This is a genomic window from Nocardia sp. PE-7, from assembly GCF_030486425.1.
Classification (GTDB): domain Bacteria; phylum Actinomycetota; class Actinomycetes; order Mycobacteriales; family Mycobacteriaceae; genus Nocardia; species Nocardia salmonicida_A.
The window spans coordinates 4873314-4894622 of sequence record NZ_CP129614.1 but is presented as its reverse complement, the minus strand read 5'-3'; the positions used below and the strand labels follow the sequence as shown (position 1 = coordinate 4894622).

The following is a 21309-nucleotide window of genomic DNA, read 5'->3' as shown; positions in this document are numbered from 1 at the left end:
CCGCACGAGGCAACCCTGCAAGACTAGCGGGCCGGGCCTCGAACTTCCAAACCGGGGTATCCCGGTCGACAGGCCGAGCGTAGCCCGGATGAGGGCCCTTCCGAGGTCAGCATAGCGCTGTCGGTCGCTGACGCTAACCTGGCGTGCGTGCTCGGCGCGCGAGCACGCAGAATGGGGAAGCGAGGTGGCGGTGTCGCACGTGCGGGAGTCTCTCGACGGCCCCGATCTGCTGGTCTGGGCTCGCGGTTGCCGCACCGACCTGGAACTACGCCGCGCCGAGATCGACGCGCTCAACGTGTTCCCCATCGCCGACGCCGACACCGGCACCAACCTGCTCGCCACCATGCGAGCGGCCGTCGCGACGGCCGCTCAGATCACCGACGACGCGCCTTCCGCTCATCTGATCGCGCAGGCGTTGGCCCGCGGCGCGACGACGGGCGCGCGGGGAAACTCGGGGATCATCCTGTCCCAGGTTCTGCGTGGCATCGCCGAGGCTGTCATCGCCGGTCCGCTGACCGGTGAACGGCTGCAGGTGGCACTGCGGCGCTCGGCGGTGCTCGTCCGCACCGGGCTCAGTGCCCCGGTCGAGGGCACCATCCTGACCGTGCTCGAGCGGGCCGCGGTCGCCGCGGCCGAGTCGGCCGATCAGTCCCTCGTGACCGTCGCCCGCTGCGCCGCCGACGGCGCCGCGCGCGCGTTGAGCGAGACGCCGGCCCAGCTGGGTGTGCTTCGCGCGGCCGGGGTGGTCGACGCCGGGGCGCGGGGACTGCTGGTACTGCTGGACTGTCTCGTGGCCGAAGTCTGCGGTGAGCCGACCGATCGGGTCAGGTACACGCGGGGCGAACGACCCGATCACGGGCCGCATCGGCGACCGGTCGACGGACACGACGAGAGCGACCCCCGTGCGATCGGTCACGGCGACGACGAAGCGGACAGTCGACGCGCGAACGCGGACGGCCACGAGCGCCGGACCGCCGACGCCCGCGTCGACAACGATCACCGGGACCAGGACGCCGATCCGCACTTCGAGGTCATGTACGTGATCTCCGGCACCGACGACACGGCCGCGAGCGGGCTGCGTGATCGGCTCGCGGTGCTCGGTGACTCCGTGGTGGTGGTCGGCGACGGCGCGACCACCTGGTCGGCCCATGTGCACTGCCGCGACGCGGGGGCCGCCATCGAGGCGGGCCTCGCGGTGGGCACCGTGACGGGCATCCGGATCGAGAGTTTCGCGGTGACCGCGCCCCACAGCGGCAACCACGGGCACGGCGCCGACGCGCTCGGCCACACCCACCACTCACACGTCGACACCGCGGCGATCGAGTCGCGCACCCAGCACGACGGCGACCGGCCACCCGGTCTCGCCGACCGAGACGTCGCCACCCCCGACGCCGACCGCGGCGTGTTGGCGGTGGTGGGCGGCGCCGCCGCCGCGCGCCTGTTCGAGGACGCGGGCGCGGTGGTGTTGCGGGGGGATCGGCAGCTCGACACGAACACCCTGCTGCGGGCGATCCGCGGTATGCCCAATCGTGAGGTGCTGGTCCTGCCCAACGGGGCCCTGCCCGCGCAGGAACTCGTCGCGGTCGGTGCGGCCGCGCGTGACGGGTCGCGTGATGTGTTGTTGCTGCCGAGCGCGTCGATGGTGCAGGGCCTCGCGGCGCTGGCCGTGCACGATCGGGGACGGATCGCGGTCGACGACGCCTTCGCGATGTCGGAGGCGGCCGCGACCACACGGTGGGGTGCGCTGCGCGCGGCGCGGGTGCGGGCGCTGACGATGGTCGGAATGTGTTCTCCGGGAGACGGATTGGGTCTGGTCGGCCACGATGTAGTGGTGATCGACCCCGACGTGGTCGGTGCGGGAAGCCTCCTGCTGGACCGAATGCTCGGTCTCGGTGGGGAATTGGTGACATTGCTGATGGGCGCCGACGCGGGGCCCGAGTTGGCGCAGGTGCTCGCCGATCATGTGAGAGCCGGTTTCCCCGGTGTCGAGGTGGTCGTGTATTCCGGTGGACAGCAGGCGGATCTGGTGCAGATAGGGGTCGAGTAGATGGCGACGTTGAGTGACCGGCTCGACCACGTGCTCGGCGTCAAGGCGGCCGACCGGCTGACCGAGGCGTTCGACATGACCACCGTCGAGGATCTGTTGCGCCACTATCCGGTGCGCTACGCGACCCAGGGTCAGCCCCTCACCGAGGAGGAACCCGAAGAGGGCGCGCACATCACCGTCATCGGTCGCATCGCGAAAACCGAACTGCGCCCGATGAAGAACCGCCGTGGCTCACTGCTGAAGGTGCAGCTCGACACCGGAGCGCAGCGTCCGCTCGAGGCGACTTTCTTCAATGGCGACAAGGTGCGCTATCTGGTGAAAGAGGGTGTTCGAGCGATGATGTCGGGCACCGTGCACTGGTGGCGTCCCGACCGCTGGAACCTCTCGCACCCCGACTACCTGATCCTGCCCGACAAGCCGGAAGCCGGCGTGGAGGAACTCACGTCCGTGCGTGGCAGCGGTGCGCTGCGCGGCCTCGCGCAGAGCGCGAAAGGCGCGGGGGGAGTGGATGCCTCGTTCTTCGAACGCGAATTCGTTCCGGTGTATCCGGCGACCGCCAAGGTCCAGAGCTGGGACCTGTTGGCCTGCATCCGCCAGGTGCTCGACCAGCTCGACCCCATCGAGGACCCGCTGCCCGCCGACCTGCGCGAGGAACGCCGACTCCTCCCGCTGTCGGAAGCGCTGCGCCTGATCCACCTTCCTGAGCACAAGTTGGACATCGAGAAGGCAAGGGACCGGCTCCGTTTCGACGAGGCGCTCGCGCTGCAGCTCGTGCTGGCCGAGCGCCGTCACGAGGTGGAGGGCCGCACCGCCCCGGCCTGTCCGCCGTCGACCGAGGGAATCGCCGCCGCCTTCGACGAACGTCTGCCCTTCGAGCTCACCGAAGGCCAGCAGCAGGTGCTCGCGGAGATCTCGCGAGATCTGTCGCGTACCCGGCCCATGCACCGGCTGCTCCAGGGCGAGGTGGGCTCGGGCAAGACGATCGTGGCGCTCGACGCCATGCTGCAGGTGGTGGACTCGGGCCGCCAGTGCGCGCTGCTCGCGCCGACCGAAGTCCTCGCCGCGCAGCACTATCGGTCGCTGCGCGCCATGCTCGGTGACCTCGGCAACGCGGGCGAACTCGGCGCCGCCGAGAACTCCACCAAGGTCGTCCTGCTCACCGGATCGATGTCGACGGCCGCGAAGAAAGCGGCGCTGCTGGACGCGATGACCGGTGAGGCGGGCATCGTCATCGGTACCCACGCGCTCATCCAGGACGCGGTCGAGTTCTACGACCTCGGCCTCGTGGTGGTCGACGAACAGCACCGCTTCGGCGTCGAGCAGCGAGACGCGCTGCGCGCGAAGGCGAAAGACGGCATCAGCCCGCATCTGCTGGTGATGACGGCGACGCCGATCCCCCGCACCATCGCGATGACCACCCTCGGCGACCTCGAAACCTCCACGCTCACCCAGCTTCCCAAGGGGCGCTCGCCGATCGTGTCGAAAGTCGTTCCGCGCAAACTGCATCCGGGGTGGGTGGATCGCGCCTGGGAGCGCATCGTCGAGGAGGTCGGTCAGGGTCGGCAGGCCTATGTCGTGTGCTCGCGCATCGGCGAGGACCCGGACGCGCCACCGGCCAAGGGCAAGAAGGCGGAGAAGGAAGGCCCCACCACCGCCGCCGCTGTCGAGATGTACGAGACGCTGGGCGCCGGTCCGCTCGCCGGTGTGCGCGTCGGCCTGTTGCACGGCAGGCTGCCGGCCGACGAAAAAGACCACGTGATGCGCCAATTCAACGACGGCGCGATCGATGTCCTGGTCTGCACCACCGTCGTCGAGGTCGGTGTCGACGTGCCGAACGCGACCGTGATGGTGATCGTCGACGCCGACCGGTTCGGCGTGAGTCAGCTGCACCAGTTGCGCGGCCGCATCGGCCGTGGCAAGCATCCCGGTCTGTGCCTGCTGGTCACCGATGCCGCGCCCGGCGGGACGGCGATGGCGCGGCTCGAGGCGGTGGCGGCGACCACCGACGGCTTCGAACTCTCGGTGCTCGATCTGCGCCAGCGTCGCGAAGGTGATGTGCTCGGTTCGGCGCAGTCCGGTACCGCCCGGTCGCTGCGCCTGCTCTCGCTGCTCGACGACCTCGAGGTGATCACCGCCGCACAGGAACTCGCTCGCCAGGTCGTCGCCGAGGATCCCGGTTTGGTGAACCACCCGGGCTTGGCGGGCATGATGTCGGCCGCGGTCGACGGCGAACGCATCGAATACCTCGCCAAGTCCTGACCGCCGAGGCGGGGTCAGCGAGGGAGGCGCGGGTACGGCAGGTCGGTGCTGGTGTGTTCGGTCACGGCCAGCGGACGTCCGATCTGCGGGAACGCGCGCTGTGGGCACGCGGGTCGCTCGCACACCTTGCACCCGGCCCCGATCGGGACCGCCACCTGTGGATCGTCCAGCTGCAGCCCCTGCGAATACACCAGCCGGTCGGCGTATTCGATATCGCAGCCGAGGCCGATGACGAAGTTCTTCGACGCCGCCCCGAACCCCTGCGCGGCGGCGGGGGTGGTGCGCGCGATCCACAGATACCGACGCCCGTCGGGCATCTCCGAGACCTGGGTGAGGATGCGGCCGGGGTGGGCGAAGGCCTCGTGGGTGACCCACAGCGGGCAGCTGCCGCCCACCCGGGAGAAGTGGAACGCGGTGGCGGACTGTCGTTTCGAGATATTGCCCGCCCGATCGGTGCGCACCAGGAAGAACGGCACACCGCGCTGACCCTGCCGCTGCAGGGTGCTGAGCCGATGGCAGACCGTCTCGAAACCGACCTCGAAGCGCAGCGCGAGCAGGTCGACGTCGTAGCGCAGTTCCTCGGCCGAGCGCAGGAACCGCCCGTAGGGCAGGATCAACGCCCCGGCGAAGTAGTTGGCCAGCCCGACCCTGGCCAGCGTGCGGGATTCGCCGGTGAGCGCCCGGGATTCGGCGAGCACATTGTCGATCTCGCGGCCGTAGAGCAGCAGACCGAGCGTGGTCGCGATCTGGAAGGCGCGCTGCCCCGGGCGCAGTCGCCTGGCCAGCGTGAGGGTGCGGGTGTCGGGGTCGTAGTGGCGTTTCGGGATGGCCGGGTCGGCGCCGTCGCCACGTACCAGCACCGTGACGCCCGCGCGCTCCTCGGCGATCCTGGCGAGCTGGCGATCCAGCGAGCCGATGCTCAGCCCGGATTCCTCGAACAGCTGCTCGGCGGCGTGGTCGAGGGTCGAGATGTGGTTGCGGTGGTCGTAGAAGAAGTCGCGCACGTCCTCGTAGGGCATGGGGGTGCCCGGCGCGCCCGCGGGCGTGTCGACGCGCGAGGACAGCAGGTCGAGCTGGTCGGTGGCCGCGCGCAGCCGCCGGTGCATCGCGATCACGATGCGCGCCACCTCGGGCAGCCTGGTCGCCAGTTCCTCGACCTCGGTGATCGGCGCGGTATCGCCGCCGCCCGCGGCCTCGACCAGCACCTCGTGCAGGTCCGAGACCAGCCGCGCATCGGAGTCGGCGGCGAAGAACTGCACGTCGAGGTCGAAGGTCGAGTTGAGTTTCAGCAGCACGGGAATGGTCAGCGGACGCTGATCACGCTCCAGCTGATTGAGATAGCTGGGTGAGAGGTCCAGCGATTTCGCGAGCGCTGCCTGGGTCATCCGCCGTTCTTCGCGCAGCCTTCGTAGCCTGGCCCCCGCGTACATCTTCCGCACGTCGCAGATCCTAACGCGAGCTGTTCGCAATGTTTGCTGAAAGTGGCGAATGCCTCGGGAGAAGTCCAGTGCTGCAAGGGATTTTACCTGTGACTACCCGTGCGTAACATGCGAAGGAGTAGGTGGGGGCATGAGAAAGTTTCGCTCGCGACGACGGAATCATCGCCTGCGGCGACTGGGGCTGTCCCGCGTGGTGGCCGGGAGAAAATCACCATAGCGCTTCGGTATCACCGATTCGAGGCTGATCGGAAATCTTCGCAATAGTTGCTGATCTGTCGTCCATCGCACACAAAAATACGCTTGTTCAGCCTGTATCCGGTGGTTACTCCGATGCGTAGCGTGCGAAGCATGGCTGGGATCGACCGGCTGGAATCGGAGGATCAATGAAAACCCATATCGTGCGCAGCGTCGGGGCCGCCGAGGACTTCCCGCGGTCGCGGCATCTGGCCACGCTGATCGCGGAGGTGGCTGCCGATCCGGTGGCGGTGTCCGGCGAGGTCGCCGAGATGATCGTGAACCGAATCATCGACAACGCCGCGGTGGCCGCGGCGTCGGTGCTGCGCGGTCCGGTCCGCACCGCCCGCGCGCAAGCGTCGGCGCATCCGCTGTCCGCTACCTCCGCACGTTACGGCGCCACCGTCTTCGGACTGCCCGGCGCGCAGCGTGTTTCGCCCGAGTGGGCAGCATGGGCGAACGGAGTGGCGGTGCGCGAGCTCGACTTCCACGACACCTTTCTCGCGGCGGAGTACTCACATCCGGGCGACAACATCGCGCCGATTCTGGCCGTCGCCCAGCACACGGGGCGCGGCGGCGCCGAGCTGATCCGCGGTCTCGCCACCGGCTACGAGATCCAGATCGACCTGGTGCGCGCCATCTGCCTGCACGAACACAAGATCGACCACGTCGCACACCTCGGACCATCGGCCGCCGCGGGCATCGGTACCGTGCTCGGACTCGACCCCGAAACCATCTATCACGCCGTCGGCCAGGCGCTGCACACCACGACCGCGACCCGGCAGTCACGCAAGGGCGAGATCTCCAGCTGGAAGGCGTACGCGCCCGCGTTCGCCGGGAAGACGGCCGTCGAGGCGGTCGACCGGGCGATGCGCGGTGAAGGTGCGCCCGCGCCCATCTGGGAGGGCGCCGACGGAGTGATCGCGTGGCTGCTCGGCGGCACGGACGTCGAGTACCAGGTGCCGCTGCCGAATCCGGGCGAGGCCAAGCGCGCCATTCTGGACAGCTACACCAAGGAGCACTCGGCCGAATACCAGAGCCAGGCCCCGATCGACCTCGCGCGTCGACTGCGCGACCGGATCACCGATACCGACCGCATCGCCTCGATCGTGCTGCACACCAGCCATCACACGCACTCTGTGATCGGCACCGGATCCGGCGACCCGCAGAAGTTCGATCCACACGCCAGTCGAGAGACCCTCGACCACTCGCTGCCCTATATCTTCGCGGTCGCCTTGCAGGACGGCACCTGGCACCACGAGCGCTCCTACGCGCCCGAGCGTGCCCAGCGACCCGACACCGTGGCGCTGTGGCACAAGATCGCCACGGTCGAGGACCCCGAGTGGACCCGCCGCTATCACGCGACCGATCCCGCCGAGAAGGCCTTCGGCGCCCGCGCGGTGGTGACCCTCGACGACGGCGAGGTGATCGTCGACGAACTGGCGGTCGCCGACGCGCATCCGCTGGGCGCGCGGCCGTTCGCGCGCGAGCAGTACCTCGAGAAGTTCCGCGTCCTCGCCGACGGTGTGGTCACGCCCGCCGAACAGGACCGCTTCCTCGATGCCGCCCAGCGCACACCGGAACTCGGCGCGGGTGAGCTCGATCAGCTGAGCTTCGCGGTCGACCCCGCGCTGTTCGACCGGCTGCCCGCCGCGCGGGAAGGGTTGTTCTGATGACTGTTTCGGGACTGCTCGCCGCGCACACCACCGCCGCGCAGAAGCGGGCGAGCTTGCGTGCCGGGCTGGCTTCCGGTCGGCTGCAACGACTGCCCGGAGCGGTGAACCCACTGGTGGCCAAGCTGATCCAGGAGATCGGCTTCGACGGCGTCTACGTGTCGGGCGCGGTGATCTCGGCCGAACTCGCCCTGCCCGATATCGGCCTGACCACGCTCACCGAGGTCGTCGAACGTGGCCGTCAGATCGCGCGCGCCACCGATCTGCCCGTTCTCATCGACGCCGACACCGGCTTCGGTGAACCGATGAACGCGGCCCGCACGGTGACCCTGCTCGAAGACGCCGGCCTGGCCGGATGTCATCTCGAGGACCAGGTGAACCCGAAACGATGCGGACACCTCGACGGCAAGGCCGTCGTCGACACGGCCGAGATGGTGCGCCGCATCCGCGCCGCCGTGGCGGTGCGCCGCGATCCGGACTTCGTGATCTGCGCCCGCACCGACGCGCGCGCGATCGAGGGCCTCGACGCGGCGATCGAGCGGGCCAGGGCCTACGCCGACGCGGGCGCGGATCTGATCTTCACCGAGGCGCTGGCCGAGGAAGCCGAGTTCGCGAAGTTCCGCGCCGCCGTAAATATCCCGCTGCTCGCGAACATGACCGAATTCGGCAAGACGCCGCTGCTGAGCGCGCGGACACTGACCGATCTCGGCTACAACGCGGTGATCTACCCGGTCACCACGTTGCGACTGGCGATGGGCGCGATCGAGGACGGGCTGCGCGAAATAGCCACGGCTGGAACGCAATCGGCGCTGCTGGACCGCATGCAGCACCGGTCTCGGCTCTATGAACTGCTCGGTTACCGGCACTACAACGAATTCGACTCCGGCATCTTCGATTTCATGGTGGGTGAGTGAGCATGACCAGTGGACACACGACACGATCCGCCATCGCCAAGGGTCTGGCCGGGGTGGTGGTCGACACGACGAGCATCTCCAAGGTGGTCGCCGAGACCAACTCGCTGACCTACCGGGGCTACCCGGTGCAGGACCTGGCCGCGCGGTGCGGTTTCGAGGAGGTCGCCTATCTGCTGTGGCACGGCGAACTCCCCGACGACGGCCAGCTGCAGCTGCTCTGCCAGCGAGAACGCGCTCAGCGTCGGATCGACCGGTCGGTGCTCGCGCTGCTGGAGAAGATGCCCGACACCTGCCACCCGATGGACGCGGTCCGCACGGTCGTGAGCTACCTGGGTACCGAAGACGTCGCCTCGGACAGCGAGAGCGAGCGCGAAAGACTCGACGCCGCACTGCGATTGACCGCCCTGTTGCCGACGGTGATCGCGACGGCGATGCGCAGACGACGCGGGCTCGACCCGATCGCACCGCACTCCCAGCTCGGCTTCGCCGAGAACTTCCTGTACATGTGCTTCGGCGCGGTGCCGGAACTGCGGATCGTGCGCGCGTTCGAGATCTCCCTGATCCTCTACGCCGAGCACGGTTTCAACGCCTCGACCTTCGCCGCGCGCGTGGTGACCTCCACCGGCTCGGATATGTACAGCGCGATCACCGCGGCGATCGGCGCCCTGAAGGGTCGCCTGCACGGCGGCGCCAACGAGGCGGTGATGCACACGATGCTGGAGATCGCCGACCCCGCGCTCGCGAAGGCCTGGGTCGCCGAAACGCTCACCGCCAAGCGCAAAGTGATGGGCTTCGGGCATCGGGTGTACCGCAACGGCGATTCCAGGGTGCCGACCATGAAGGCCGCCCTCGACGACGTCGCGGCGGTGACCGGTGGCCGGCAGTGGGTTCGGATGTACGACGAACTCGCCGCCGCGATGGCCGACAAGACCGGCATCGCACCGAATCTCGACTTCCCCGCGGGTCCGGCCTATTACCTGATGGGCTTCGATATCGAGATGTTCACGCCCATCTTCGTGATGAGCCGGATCACCGGCTGGACCGCGCATATCGCCGAGCAGTCGGCCGCCAACGCGCTGATCCGGCCGCTCTCGGAATATCGCGGCGTGGCGCAGCGCCCGGTCCCGGTCGCCCGGGCGAGCTGAGTCGCCGACCACACTGCCCCGGACGCAAGATCTTTCGTCCGGGGCAGTGGTCTATGGACTGATCCGGTCGGTCAGCGCAGTGCTGCGGCCGCCGTCACCAGATTCCGCAGCGACGCTTCGACCTCCACCGGTCCGCGAGTCTTGAGTCCGCAGTCCGGGTTCACCCAGAGGCGCTCGGCCGGAACCGCTTTCAATGCCGCCGACAGCGAGGCCGTGATCTCCTCGACCGACGGCACCCGCGGCGAGTGGATGTCGTAGACGCCCGGCCCGACGCCGAGCGCGAAACCGGCCGCGTTCAGATCGTCGAGGACCTCCATGTGCGAGCGCGCCGCCTCGATCGAGGTGACATCGGCGTCGAGGCCCGCGATCGCCGAGATGACCTCGCCGAACTCCGAGTAGCACAGGTGGGTGTGCACCTGGGTGGTGTCGGCGACACCCGCGGTGGCCAGGCGGAACGAATCCACCGACCACTGCAGGTACGCGGGCTGTTCGGCGGCACGCAGCGGCAGCAGTTCGCGCAGGGCGGGCTCGTCGACCTGGATGATCCGCGTGCCCTGAGCTTCCAGGTCGACGGTCTCGTCCCGGATGGCGAGCGCGACCTGGCGGGCCGACTCACCCAGCGGCTGGTCGTCGCGGACGAACGACCACGCCAGGATGGTCACCGGGCCGGTGAGCATGCCCTTGACCGGCTTGGTGGTCAACGACTGGGCGTACCCGATCCAGGACAGCGTCATCGCCTCGGGCCGGGTCACATCGCCGAACAGGATCGGCGGGCGCACGCAGCGAGTTCCGTAGGACTGCACCCAGCCCGCGTCGGTGACGGCGAAACCGTCCAGCAGTTCGGCGAAGTACTGCACCATGTCGTTGCGTTCGGGTTCGCCGTGCACCAGTACGTCGAGACCGAGTTTTTCCTGCAGGGTGATCACATCGGCGATCTCGGCCCGCATCCGCCCGACGTACTCGGCCTGGTCGATCTCGCCCTTGCGCAGCGCGGCGCGGGCCAGCCGGATGGCGGAGGTCTGCGGGTAGGAGCCGATGGTGGTGGTCGGCAGCGCCGGCAGGTCGAGGTGATCGCGCTGCAGGGTGCGACGCTCGTCGGCGGGGGAGCGGGTCAGGTCGTGCTCGTCGAGTTCGGCCAATCGGGCCCGGACCTGCTCGTTGTGCAGTCGCGGGTCGGTCCGGCGTGAGTCGGCGGCGGCGCGGGCCGCGGCCAGGTCGTCGGCGACGGTGTCGACACCCGCGGTGAGCGCGGTGGCCAGCACGCGCACCTCGTCGACCTTCTCGGCGCCGAAGGCCAGCCACGAGCGCAGCCGCTCGTCCAGTCCGGTCTCGGGGGCCAGCGAATACGGCACGTGCAGCAGCGAGCACGAACTCGACACCGCCACCGAATCGGCGCTGCCGAGCAGCGTGCCCAGGGTGCCGAGAACGGCGTCGAGGTCGGCGCGCCAGATATTGCGGCCGTCGACCACGCCTGCCACCAGCAACTTACGAGCCAGGGCAGGCAGCGCGGCGACCGCCGCGATATCGGCGCCCGCGGTGAAATCGAGAGCGACACCCTCGATCTCGGTCTCGGCCAACACCGCCAGGGCGGCGTCGGGGTGCCCGAAGTAGGTGGCGACCAGGATCGCGGGCCGGTTCTGTGCGGCCGACAGCGCGCTGTAGGTCTGGCCGACCAGGGCGATCTCCGCCTCGGTCAGGTCGGTGACCAGCACCGGCTCATCGATCTGTACCCACTGCGCGCCCGCGTCCGCCAGCTGGGCCAGCAGGTCGAGGTAGAGCGGCACCAGCTCGGGCAGACGCTCGAGCGCGGCACCACCGGTGGCCTTGGCCAGCTTCAGGAAGGTGATCGGACCGATCACCACCGGACGTGCGGGGACGCCGAGCTCGATCGCTTCGTCGAGTTCGGTCAGCAGCTTGCCGGGATGCAGTGAGAAGGTGGTGGCCGCGTCGATTTCGGGCACCAGGTAGTGGTAGTTGGTGTCGAACCACTTGGTCATCTCCAGCGGAGCGACCGTGTCGGTGCCGCGCGCGGCCGCGAAATAGCGGTCGAGCGGATCGGCGATGGTGGCGACGCGCGGCGGCAGAGCGCCGAGCAGTTCTGCGGTGTCGAGCATCTGGTCGTAGTAGGAGAAGGTGCCCACCGGCACCGAATCGAGTTCCGCCGCGGCCAATTCGGTGAGCTGGGCTCGACGGAGCTGACGGCCGACCGCGTGCAGGTGCGCGGCATCGGCGCGGCCCGCCCAGTAGGACTCGGTGGCGCGCTTGAGTTCCCGGTTCGGGCCCACTCGCGGTAGGCCGAGAACCGTTGCGGTGAAAGGGGTGTGCGAAACAGTCACGGAGATTCTCCAGTGTCGTGCAGGGAGAGCCGTCGCCTTTTCGCGGGCGCACGCCACAGGACCGGACACGTCGCGAAAGATACGACAGTCGGCATCGGTGGTCCGCGCGCCCGATCCACGAGGCGGTGGCCGCCGGATACGGCGTATCCGGCACAGTCGGCAGGTCTTCGGACTCGCGGGCACCGGTCGTGTGATCGACCGACCTACTGGCCGTCGCTTCCCAGGCATGATGCCCAGTGCTGTTGACGGCGGTCGTTCCCGCTCACCGCTGCGGGACAGTCCCGGATTCTCACCGGGTTCCCTCTCACCCGGTGCGGAACATGATCCGCACCCGGGTTTCGACGCCTACGCGGGAGGTCGGGGCTCCGACTCTTCCACCGCGCGGGCGAACCAGCTGCGCCCTCAGCATAGGCCCTCGACGGGGGCGCGGGACACCGCCCCGTCGCGAACAGGGCCGTGACCTGCGGTTGCGCCGAGGTCCACCACGCGCACCGCGGGCGGCTCCACGCGGTGAGATGTGACGGCCTGATGAACGCAACTTCGCAGGTGGGCGGGTGTGCGGTGTGAAGATTGCTGCGAAGCCACCTTGCGTGTCCGACCGCGCCTCACGGCCGGGTACCGTAGGCCAATGTTCTCGAAAGTCTTGGTCGCAAATCGTGGTGAGATCGCTATCCGTGCCTTCCGCGCGGCCTACGAACTCGGCATCGGAACGGTCGCGGTATTCCCGTACGAGGATCGCAATTCGGTGCATCGCCTCAAGGCGGCCGAGTCCTACCAGATCGGCGAAGAGGGCCACCCGGTTCGCGCGTATCTGTCGATCGAGGCGATCGTCGAGGCCGCCAAGAGCGCGGGCGCCGACGCGATCTACCCCGGCTACGGCTTCCTGTCGGAGAACCCCGACCTCGCCGCGGCCTGTGCCGCCGAGGGCATCACGTTCATCGGCCCCACCGCCGAGATCCTCGAGATGGCGGGCAACAAGGCCACGGCCATCGAAGCGGCCAAGGCGGCCGGTCTGCCGACGCTGAAGTCCAGCGCGCCCTCGGCCGATATCGACGAATTGCTCACTGCCTCAGCCGAACTCGAATACCCGATCTTCGTCAAGGCCGTCGCCGGTGGTGGTGGTCGTGGCATGCGCCGGGTCGCCACGCCGGAGCTCTTGCGTGAGTCGATCGAAGCGGCGTCGCGGGAAGCGGAGTCGGCGTTCGGTGATCCGACGGTGTTCCTCGAACAGGCGGTGGTGAATCCGCGCCACATCGAGGTACAGATCCTGGCCGACCAGCACGGCAATGTGATGCACCTGTTCGAGCGCGACTGTTCGCTGCAGCGTCGCCACCAGAAGGTGATCGAGCTCGCGCCCGCTCCGAACCTGTCGCCCGAACTGCGCGAACGTATCTGCGCCGACGCGGTGGCCTTCGCCCGCCAGATCGGCTACATCAACGCGGGGACTGTGGAGTTCCTGCTGGACGAGCGTGGCAACCACGTGTTCATCGAGATGAACCCGCGCATCCAGGTGGAGCACACGGTCACCGAGGAGATCACCGACGTCGACCTGGTGCAGTCGCAGCTGCGGATCGCGGCGGGGGAATCCCTGGCTGACCTGGGTCTGAGCCAGGAGACGGTGCAGATCCGCGGTGCCGCGCTGCAGTGCCGCATCACCACCGAGGACCCGGCCAACGGGTTCCGCCCCGACACCGGCCGCATCACCGCCTACCGCACGCCGGGCGGCGCGGGCATCCGCCTCGACGGTGGCGCGAACCTGGGCGCCGAGATCGGCGCCTACTTCGACTCGATGCTGGTCAAGCTCACCTGCCGTGGTCGCGACCTGCCCGCCGCCGCCGCACGCGCTCGTCGCGCGCTGGCCGAATTCCGTATTCGCGGCGTGACGACCAACATCCCGTTCCTGCTGTCGGTGCTCGACGATCCCGATTTCCAGGCAGGCCGGGTGACCACGTCGTTCATCGACGAGCGTCCCGAGCTGCTCACCTCGCGCGGGTCGGCCGACCGCGGCACCAAGATCCTGACCTACCTGGCCGACATCACCGTCAACAAGCCCAACGGCGACCGCCCGACCACGGTGTACCCGTACGACAAGCTGCCCGCCGTCGACCTGACGCTGCCGCCGCCGGACGGCTCGCGCCAGCGACTGCTGGCCCTCGGGCCGGAGGGTTTCGCCCGTGCCCTGCGCGAGCAGAAGGCGCTCGGCGTCACCGACACCACCTTCCGGGACGCGCATCAGTCCCTGCTGGCCACCCGCGTGCGCACCAACGGTCTGCTCGGTGTGGCGGGGCACGTCGCGCGACTGACCCCGGAGCTGCTCTCCATCGAGGCGTGGGGCGGTGCGACCTACGACGTGGCACTGCGATTCCTGCACGAGGACCCGTGGGAACGCTTGGCTGCCCTGCGCGAAGCCGTGCCCAACATCTGCCTGCAGATGCTGCTGCGCGGTCGCAACACCGTCGGCTACACGCCCTACCCCGAACAGGTCACGCGCGCGTTCGTTTCCGAAGCCGCCACGACCGGTATCGATATCTTCCGCATCTTCGACGCGCTCAACAATGTCGACCAGATGCGTCCGGCGATCGACGCGGTCCGCGAAACCGGTACCGCCGTCGCCGAAGTGGCGCTGAGCTACACCGGCGACCTGCTCGACCCGAACGAGTCGCTCTACACCCTCGACTACTACCTGAAGCTGGCCGAGCAGATCGTCGACGCGGGCGCGCACGTCCTCGCGATCAAGGACATGGCCGGTCTGCTGCGCGCCCCCGCGGCCGCGAAACTCGTCACCGCGCTGCGCAGCAACTTCGATCTGCCGGTGCATGTGCACACCCACGACACCCCCGGCGGACAGCTGGCCACCTACCTGGCGGCCTGGCAGGCCGGAGCCGACGCGGTCGACGGTGCGTCCGCGGCGATGGCGGGCACCACGAGTCAGCCCGCGCTGTCGGCGATCGTCGCCGCCACCGCGCACACCGAACACGACACCGGCCTGAACCTGCAGAACGTGTGCGATCTCGAGCCGTACTGGGAGGCGTTGCGCAAGGTCTACGCGCCGTTCGAGTCGGGCCTGCCCGCGCCGACCGGGCGGGTGTACACCCACGAGATCCCGGGTGGTCAGCTGTCGAACCTGCGTCAGCAGGCCATCGCGCTCGGCCTGGGCGACCGGTTCGAAGAGGTCGAGGCCAAGTACGCGGCCGCCGACCGGCTGCTGGGTCGCCTGATCAAGGTGACCCCGTCGTCGAAGGTGGTCGGCGACCTCGCGCTGGCGCTGGTCGGCACCGGCGTCGATATCGAGGACTTCGCCGCCGATCCGGGCCGCTACGACATCCCCGACTCGGTGATCGGCTTCCTGCGCGGCGAGCTCGGCACCCCCGCGGGCGGCTGGCCCGAGCCGTTCCGCAGCAAGGCACTGGCCGGGCGCAACGAACCCAAGCCCGAGACCCCGCTGAGCCCGGCCGACCAGAAGGCCCTCGACGGCTCCTCCGACGAGCGCCGCGCCACGCTGAACCGGCTGCTGTTCCCCGGCCCGACCGCCGAGTTCAACACCCACCGCGAGAAGTACGGCGACACCACCGGGCTGTCGGAGAACCAGTTCTTCTACGGCCTGCGCCGCGGCGAAGAGCACCGCGTGCAGCTGGAGAAGGGCGTCACCCTGCTCATCGGCCTCGAAGCGATCTCCGAGCCCGACGAGAAGGGCATGCGCACGGTCATGTGCATCATGAACGGGCAGCTGCGCCCGGTCGCGGTGCGGGACAGGTCCGTCGCCTCCGAGGTGCCCGCCGCGGAGAAGGCCGACAAGAACAACGCGGGCCACATCGCGGCGCCGTTCGCCGGTGTGGTGACCCTGGCGGTGTCCGAGGGCGACGAGATCCACGCCGGTGACACGGTCGGCACCATCGAGGCGATGAAGATGGAAGCCGCCATCACCGCACCGCGCGGCGGCGTCGTCGGCCGGATCGCGACCGCCAAGGTGCAGCAGGTCGAGGGCGGCGACCTGCTGGTGGAACTGGTCGCACGCGAGTCGGAATGACACGCATCGTCGCGGGTGTGGCGGGCGGGCGGCGCTTGAAGGTGCCGCCCGCGGGCACCCGGCCCACCTCGGATCGGGTGCGCGAAGCCCTCTTCAGCGCGATCGACGCCCGCCTCGATCTGGACGGCACGCTGGTCCTCGACCTGTACGCGGGCTCGGGCGCGCTGGGGCTGGAAGCCCTCTCGCGCGGGGCCGAACAGGCGTTGCTGGTCGAGTCCGACCGCAAGGCGGCCGAGGTGGTGCGCGCCAATATCGCCGAGCTCGGTCTGCCCGGTGCGGAATTGCGGCTCGGCACTGTCTCCTCGGTGCTGCGACAGACCGCGCCGAGGGCCTATGACGTGGTGTTCTCGGATCCGCCGTACGACGTGAGCACCGAGGACGTGATCGCCGACCTCGCCGCCCTGGCGAGCAACGGCTGGCTCGCGCCCGACGCGCTGGTTGCGGTGGAGCGATCGAGCCGTTCCCCCGAGATCACCTGGCCCGCAGGCTATGTGGCGGTGAAGGTGCGCAAGTACGGGGAGACCCGGATCGAGCTCGCCGAGTTCGGTGCTAGCGTCTGAGGTATGGCTGCAGCACTGTGCCCCGGCTCCTTCGACCCGGTCACCAATGGTCACCTCGACGTGTTCGCCCGCGCGGCCGCACAGTTCGACGAAGTGATCGTCACGGTGAACGTGAATCCCAAGAAACAGGGCATGTTCACCGTCGAAGAGCGCATGGAACTGCTGCGCGAATCAGTCGCCCACCTGCCGAACGTGCGCGTCGCGTCCTGGCAGGGGCTGACCGTCGATTTCGCCAAGCAGGAGGGCATCAGCGCGATCGTCAAGGGTCTGCGCGACGCGGGCGACTTCGGCTACGAACTCCAGATGGCCCAGATGAACCACAAGCTGGCAGGCGTCGACACCTTCTTCATCGCCACCAACCCGTCACTGAGCTTCCTGTCCAGCTCGCTGGTGAAAGAAGTGGCGGCCTACGGCGGCGACGTGAGCGACATGCTCCCGCCGGCGGTGCACAAGCGGCTGCTGGACCGCTTGGCCGAACGCCGGGGCTAGCCGGCAGTCGCGGGGAGACGGAAGAGCCCTCGCAAGGCGAGGAATCGCAGCCCGCCGACGGCGGCGGTGATCGCCAGGACCGTCAGTGCCTGCGTGATGTCACCCAGGCTCGGCGCCCAGAAATCCAACCCGGCCAAACACGCGGTCGTGATCGCGAGGCCGATCAACGCGATCCCGCCGCCTTCCCACTGCGCGGTGAACCAGGTGACCCGGTCCGTGGCGTGGAACGTGAGCTGGCGGTGGAATTCGTTGGCGATGATCGTGCTGACCACCGATCCGGCCACATTGGCGACCAGCGGACCGATGCTGTGCATCGCGAAGAACAGCAGGACGTAAGCGATATTGCTCGAACCGCCGACGAGGGCGAATCGGAAGAGCTGGGGAAGCGCGCGGTCGCCGCGCAGGTAGGTGAGCGCGCCCTCGAACTGCGGGCGCAGCGCGGGTGCGACTTCACTCGGCGTCACCACGGGGAACGGGCCGGTCCAGGGAGTGAACATGCCCGCGACGTGCGACACCGGACTCCTAGGAGTTTCCAGGAGGGTCATGTTCGACTCCGATCCCACATGAACAGACGTCGAGGAGTACAACAGCGAAAAGGTTGCGGTGCTTCCCGGCGGACGGCGTTGTCGTGCTCACCGATGGTAGCCGAAGTGGAGGGCTGCACTCCACTTGATATCTGTGCGATCTTGGACACTGTCGCGACACACCGCGCCGACATTCGGCACAGCCGCCCTCGGCAGGCACACTGGGCGTCGGCGGTAGTGGTTTCGCCGTGAGTCCGCAGGAGGGTAGTGAGCATGTATCGCGTATTCGAAGCACTCGACGAACTGGTCGCCATCGTCGAAGAGGCGCGCGGCATCCCGCCGACCCGCAGCTGCATCGTGCCGCGCGGTGACGTCCTCGAACTTCTCGACGACGTTCGCGACGCGCTGCCCGGTGAACTCGACGACGCCCAGGACGTGCTCGATCACCGCGACAAGATCGTCGGCGACGCCCGCTGCGGCGCCGAAACGACGGTCACCACGGCCAACGAGCAGGCGCGCATCACCATCGACTCCGCGCGGGCCGAGGCCGATCGCATCCTCGCCGACGCCAAGGATCACGCCGACCGCATGGTCGCCGAGGCCACCGCCCACGCCGACCGGCTGGTGACGTCGGCCCAGGCCGAGGCCGATCAGGTCGTGGCCGACGGCAATGCCGAATACGACGAGCTCACCGGCCGCGCCCAGATCGACGCCGACCGGGCCATCGAATCGGGCAAGGCCTCCTACGAGCGCTCGGTCGCCGACGGCTTGGCCGAACAGGCTCGCCTGGTCGCGCAGACCGAGGTGGTGCGGGTGGCGCACGCCGAATCCGCCCGCCTGATCGACGAGGCACAGGCCGAATCCGACCGGGTGCGCGCCGAATGCGACGACTATGTCGACGAGCAGATGGCCGATTTCGGCAACCGGCTCGCCGCCATGGAAGAGACGCTCAACACCACCCGGCGCTCGATTACTCGCGGTCGTCAGCAGATGCGCGGCGCACCGGGCGTCGAATACCCCGAATACGCTGCTGAGCACCGCCGCTGAGCCGAGCCCGCGTTTTGAGTTCCGGCGGGGTCCTGCCGTACTGTGGAGTGGTTGCCCATTATCCCCTCGACGGTAAGTGAGTCAGTGATGTCCGCCGGTTCCGGTTCGTCCGCGCGTCCACGCAAGACCAATGGTCCTGTGTCGGAGGCGGGTTTCGTGCTGGACGTCCGCAATCTCGGCCGTCGGCCGGGAACCATGCGGGAGCTGCGTCGCACGGCCACCGACCACGAGCGGCTGGGTCTCGACCTGATCGCCATCCCGGCCGATGCCGAGGTGGAGCTCGACCTGCAACTGCAGGCCGTCTCGGAGGGTGTGCTGGTCACCGGCACGGTATCCGGGCCGACGGCCGGGGAGTGCTCGCGCTGCCTCGAACCGTTCGACGACCGGGTGGAGATTCGTCTGACGGAGTTGTTCGCCTATCCGGACAGCACCACCGAGCAGACGACCGAGGAAGCCGAGGTCTACCGCATGGAAGACGACCTCGTCGACCTCGAACCGGTGATTCTCGATGCCATCGGGCTGGAGCTTCCGCTGCAGCCGCTGTGCACGCCGGACTGCGCGGGCCTGTGCCCCGAGTGCGGTGTGCGGATGGCGATTGCGGGTCCTGATCATGGGCATGAGATACTGGACCCTCGCTGGGCGAAGTTGGCGAATTTCGCCACTGAAGAGCCCGGTACCGGCGACCCCGCCTGAGGGTTCCACCACCAAGACCAAACCGCTGCCGCGGCATCTGATGCCGGTGTAGTCAGCGAAAACCAAGAGGAGAAGTAGCCGTGGCTGTTCCCAAGCGTCGGATGTCGCGTTCCAACACCCGGTCGCGGCGCAGCCAGTGGAAGGCCACCGCGCCGACCCTGGTCACCTGCCCGAACCGCGCGTGTGGTGAGAAGACCCTCCCGCACATCGCGTGCCCGTCCTGCGGCACCTACAAGGGCCGCCAGGTCACCTCTGCAGTCTGATCGTTGTAGATCATTCCTAGCAACGTGACAGCCAGTAAAGACAATGTAGGCGCGGCGGATCACGCCAGCCTTCTCACCGCCCTCGGTGTCGACGTACGACCGGAGCTTCTGCGCCTAGCGCTGACGCACCGGTCGTACGCGTACGAGAACGGCGGTTTGCCGACCAACGAGCGCCTGGAATTCCTCGGCGACTCGGTACTCGGCCTCAGCATCACCGAGCGCCTGTATACCGAGCATCCGGAGAAGTCCGAGGGTGAACTCGCGAAACTGCGCGCCAGCGTGGTGAACATGCACGCGCTCGCCGAGGTGGCGCGTGGTCTCGGTGACGGCGGACTCGGCCAGTACCTGCTGCTCGGTAAAGGCGAAGAGCTCACCGGCGGCCGCGACAAGCCGAGCATCCTCGCCGACGGCATGGAGTCGCTGCTCGGTGCGGTGCACCTCGAGCACGGCATCGAAACCGCACGCGGTGTGGTGCTCCGGCTGTTCGCCGACCTGCTCGAGCGTGGCCCCCGCATGGGCGCCGGCCTCGACTGGAAGACCAGCCTGCAGGAGCTCACCGCCGAACGCGGTCTCGGCGTGCCCGCCTACGAGATCACCTCCACCGGACCCGACCACAACAAGGAGTTCACCGCCACCACGGTGATCGCCGGTCATGCGTACGGGTCGGGCATCGGCCGTTCCAAGAAGGAAGCCGAGCAGAAGGCAGCCGGTACGGCCTACAAGGCTTTGACCGACGAGTCCACGACCGAAGCCTGATCCGTGCCCGAATTGCCCGAGGTCGAGGTCGTTCGTCGCGGTCTCGCCGACCACGCTGTCGGCCGGGCGATCGAGACCGTCACCGTCACCCACCCGCGTGCCGTGCGCAGGCACGTCGCGGGTGGTGCCGATCTGGCGGCACGGCTCACCGGGCTGCGGATCGACTCCGCGCAGCGGCGCGGGAAATATCTCTGGCTCACCTTCGACGAGCCCGATACCGCGCTGGTCGTGCACCTGGGCATGAGTGGTCAGATGCTCGTGCAACCCGCCGACGCGCCCGTCGAGAAACACGCGCACATCCGGGCCGTGCTCGGTGACGGCGCCGAATTGCGATTCGTCGACCAGCGCACCTTCGGTGGTTGGGCGCTGGCCGACCTCGTCGAGGTGAACGGGACCGTGGTGCCCGAGTCCGTGGCCCACATCGCGCGTGATCCACTCGACCCACTCTTCGACCGCGAAGCCGTGGTCGCGGCCATTCGAGCCAAGACCACCGAGATCAAACGCGTGCTGCTCGATCAGACGGTGATCTCGGGCATCGGCAACATCTACGCCGACGAGGCACTGTGGCGGGCCGGCCTGCACGGCACCCGCGTCGCCGCCGATCTCACCCGCCCGGTCCTGCGCACCCTGCTCGACGGGGTCACCGCGGTCATGACCGAGGCGCTGGCAGTCGGCGGCACCTCCTTCGACGCCCTGTATGTGAATGTGAACGGCGAATCCGGCTATTTCTCCCGGTCGCTGGCCGCTTACGGGCGCGAGGACCAGCCGTGCGATCGGTGCGCGACGTTGCTGGTTCGGGAACAATTCATGAATCGGTCGTCGTTTTCCTGTCCCAAGTGTCAACGGAAGCCGCGCCGCCGCTGATCCGGGCACGCTAACGTTTCTCCTGACAGGTCGTGACAG

At 68.6% G+C, this 21309-nt stretch carries 16 protein-coding genes and 1 riboswitch; of the genes, 13 read left to right on the top strand and 3 right to left on the bottom strand.

Annotation, left to right across the window (positions count from 1 at the left end):
- Nucleotides 1-199: 199 nt before the first annotated feature.
- Nucleotides 200-2047 carry a fatty acid kinase ATP-binding subunit FakA gene (locus QX204_RS23060; RefSeq protein WP_301902242.1) on the top strand — a complete coding sequence of 616 codons (1848 nt, stop codon included), beginning with the start codon at nt 200-202 and terminating at the stop codon, nt 2045-2047.
- A complete protein-coding gene (gene recG / locus QX204_RS23055; RefSeq protein ID WP_301902241.1) occupies nt 2048-4306 on the top strand; it encodes an ATP-dependent DNA helicase RecG in 2259 nt (752 codons plus the stop codon). It begins immediately after the preceding gene.
- 14 nt (nt 4307-4320) lie between these two features.
- Here the strand turns inward: recG and QX204_RS23050 are convergent, their stop codons facing one another.
- Nucleotides 4321-5745: a short-chain fatty acyl-CoA regulator family protein gene (locus QX204_RS23050; RefSeq protein WP_301902239.1), complete on the bottom strand. Its 1425-nt coding sequence runs from the start codon at nt 5743-5745 to the stop codon at nt 4321-4323.
- 383 nt (nt 5746-6128) lie between these two features.
- Between QX204_RS23050 and QX204_RS23045 the strand changes: the two genes are divergently transcribed.
- Genes QX204_RS23045 through QX204_RS23035 form a run of 3 tightly spaced genes read left to right on the top strand, consistent with a single transcriptional unit; the run spans nt 6129 to nt 9711 of the window.
- Nucleotides 6129-7652, top strand: coding sequence for an MmgE/PrpD family protein (locus tag QX204_RS23045; RefSeq protein ID WP_301902237.1), 1524 nt, complete (start codon nt 6129-6131; stop codon nt 7650-7652).
- On the top strand, nt 7652-8566 hold the full coding sequence (gene prpB / locus QX204_RS23040) for a methylisocitrate lyase (RefSeq protein ID WP_301902236.1): 915 nt from the start codon (nt 7652-7654) through the stop codon (nt 8564-8566). The genes QX204_RS23045 and prpB overlap by 1 nt, the downstream gene beginning before the upstream one ends.
- 2 nt (nt 8567-8568) lie before the next feature.
- Nucleotides 8569-9711, top strand: a complete 1143-nt coding sequence (locus tag QX204_RS23035) for a bifunctional 2-methylcitrate synthase/citrate synthase (protein WP_301902235.1) — start codon at nt 8569-8571, stop codon at nt 9709-9711.
- Between the two features lie 71 nt (nt 9712-9782).
- Here QX204_RS23035 and metE read toward each other — a convergent pair whose 3' ends face one another.
- Nucleotides 9783-12047: a 5-methyltetrahydropteroyltriglutamate--homocysteine S-methyltransferase gene (metE, locus tag QX204_RS23030; RefSeq protein ID WP_301902234.1), complete on the bottom strand. Its 2265-nt coding sequence runs from the start codon at nt 12045-12047 to the stop codon at nt 9783-9785.
- A 140-nt stretch (nt 12048-12187) separates the two neighbouring features.
- Nucleotides 12188-12385, bottom strand: a riboswitch (cobalamin riboswitch).
- A gap of 290 nt (nt 12386-12675) precedes the next feature.
- Here metE and QX204_RS23025 point away from each other — a divergent pair.
- Genes QX204_RS23025 through coaD form a run of 3 tightly spaced genes read left to right on the top strand, consistent with a single transcriptional unit; the run spans nt 12676 to nt 17123 of the window.
- Nucleotides 12676-16074, top strand: coding sequence for a pyruvate carboxylase (locus tag QX204_RS23025; RefSeq protein WP_301902233.1), 3399 nt, complete (start codon nt 12676-12678; stop codon nt 16072-16074).
- Nucleotides 16071-16634, top strand: a complete 564-nt coding sequence (gene rsmD / locus QX204_RS23020) for a 16S rRNA (guanine(966)-N(2))-methyltransferase RsmD (RefSeq protein ID WP_301902231.1) — start codon at nt 16071-16073, stop codon at nt 16632-16634. Before QX204_RS23025 ends, rsmD begins: the two co-directional genes overlap by 4 nt.
- A 3-nt stretch (nt 16635-16637) precedes the next feature.
- On the top strand, nt 16638-17123 hold the full coding sequence (gene coaD / locus QX204_RS23015) for a pantetheine-phosphate adenylyltransferase (protein WP_063055873.1): 486 nt from the start codon (nt 16638-16640) through the stop codon (nt 17121-17123).
- Here the strand turns inward: coaD and QX204_RS23010 are convergent.
- Nucleotides 17120-17668 carry a GtrA family protein gene (locus QX204_RS23010; RefSeq protein WP_063055874.1) on the bottom strand — a complete coding sequence of 183 codons (549 nt, stop codon included), beginning with the start codon at nt 17666-17668 and terminating at the stop codon, nt 17120-17122. The genes coaD and QX204_RS23010 overlap by 4 nt on opposite strands.
- A gap of 252 nt (nt 17669-17920) precedes the next feature.
- On the opposite strand from QX204_RS23010, the gene QX204_RS23005 reads away from it, so the two are divergent.
- The 5 genes from QX204_RS23005 (at nt 17921) to mutM (ending at nt 21270) form a co-directional block, all read left to right on the top strand.
- Nucleotides 17921-18694, top strand: a complete 774-nt coding sequence (locus QX204_RS23005) for a DivIVA domain-containing protein (RefSeq protein WP_301902225.1) — start codon at nt 17921-17923, stop codon at nt 18692-18694.
- Between the two features lie 87 nt (nt 18695-18781).
- Complete coding sequence (locus QX204_RS23000) at nt 18782-19387, top strand: YceD family protein (RefSeq protein ID WP_301902223.1); 606 nt, start codon at nt 18782-18784, stop codon at nt 19385-19387.
- Between the two features lie 80 nt (nt 19388-19467).
- Complete coding sequence (gene rpmF, locus QX204_RS22995; protein ID WP_040708879.1) at nt 19468-19650, top strand: 50S ribosomal protein L32; 183 nt, start codon at nt 19468-19470, stop codon at nt 19648-19650.
- 24 nt (nt 19651-19674) lie between these two features.
- The gene (gene rnc / locus QX204_RS22990) at nt 19675-20406 is read left to right on the top strand and encodes a ribonuclease III (protein WP_056811913.1); all 732 of its coding nucleotides are present in this window, start codon (nt 19675-19677) and stop codon (nt 20404-20406) included.
- Between the two features lie 3 nt (nt 20407-20409).
- Nucleotides 20410-21270: a bifunctional DNA-formamidopyrimidine glycosylase/DNA-(apurinic or apyrimidinic site) lyase gene (gene mutM / locus QX204_RS22985; protein ID WP_301902220.1), complete on the top strand. Its 861-nt coding sequence runs from the start codon at nt 20410-20412 to the stop codon at nt 21268-21270.
- Nucleotides 21271-21309 lie beyond the last annotated feature (39 nt).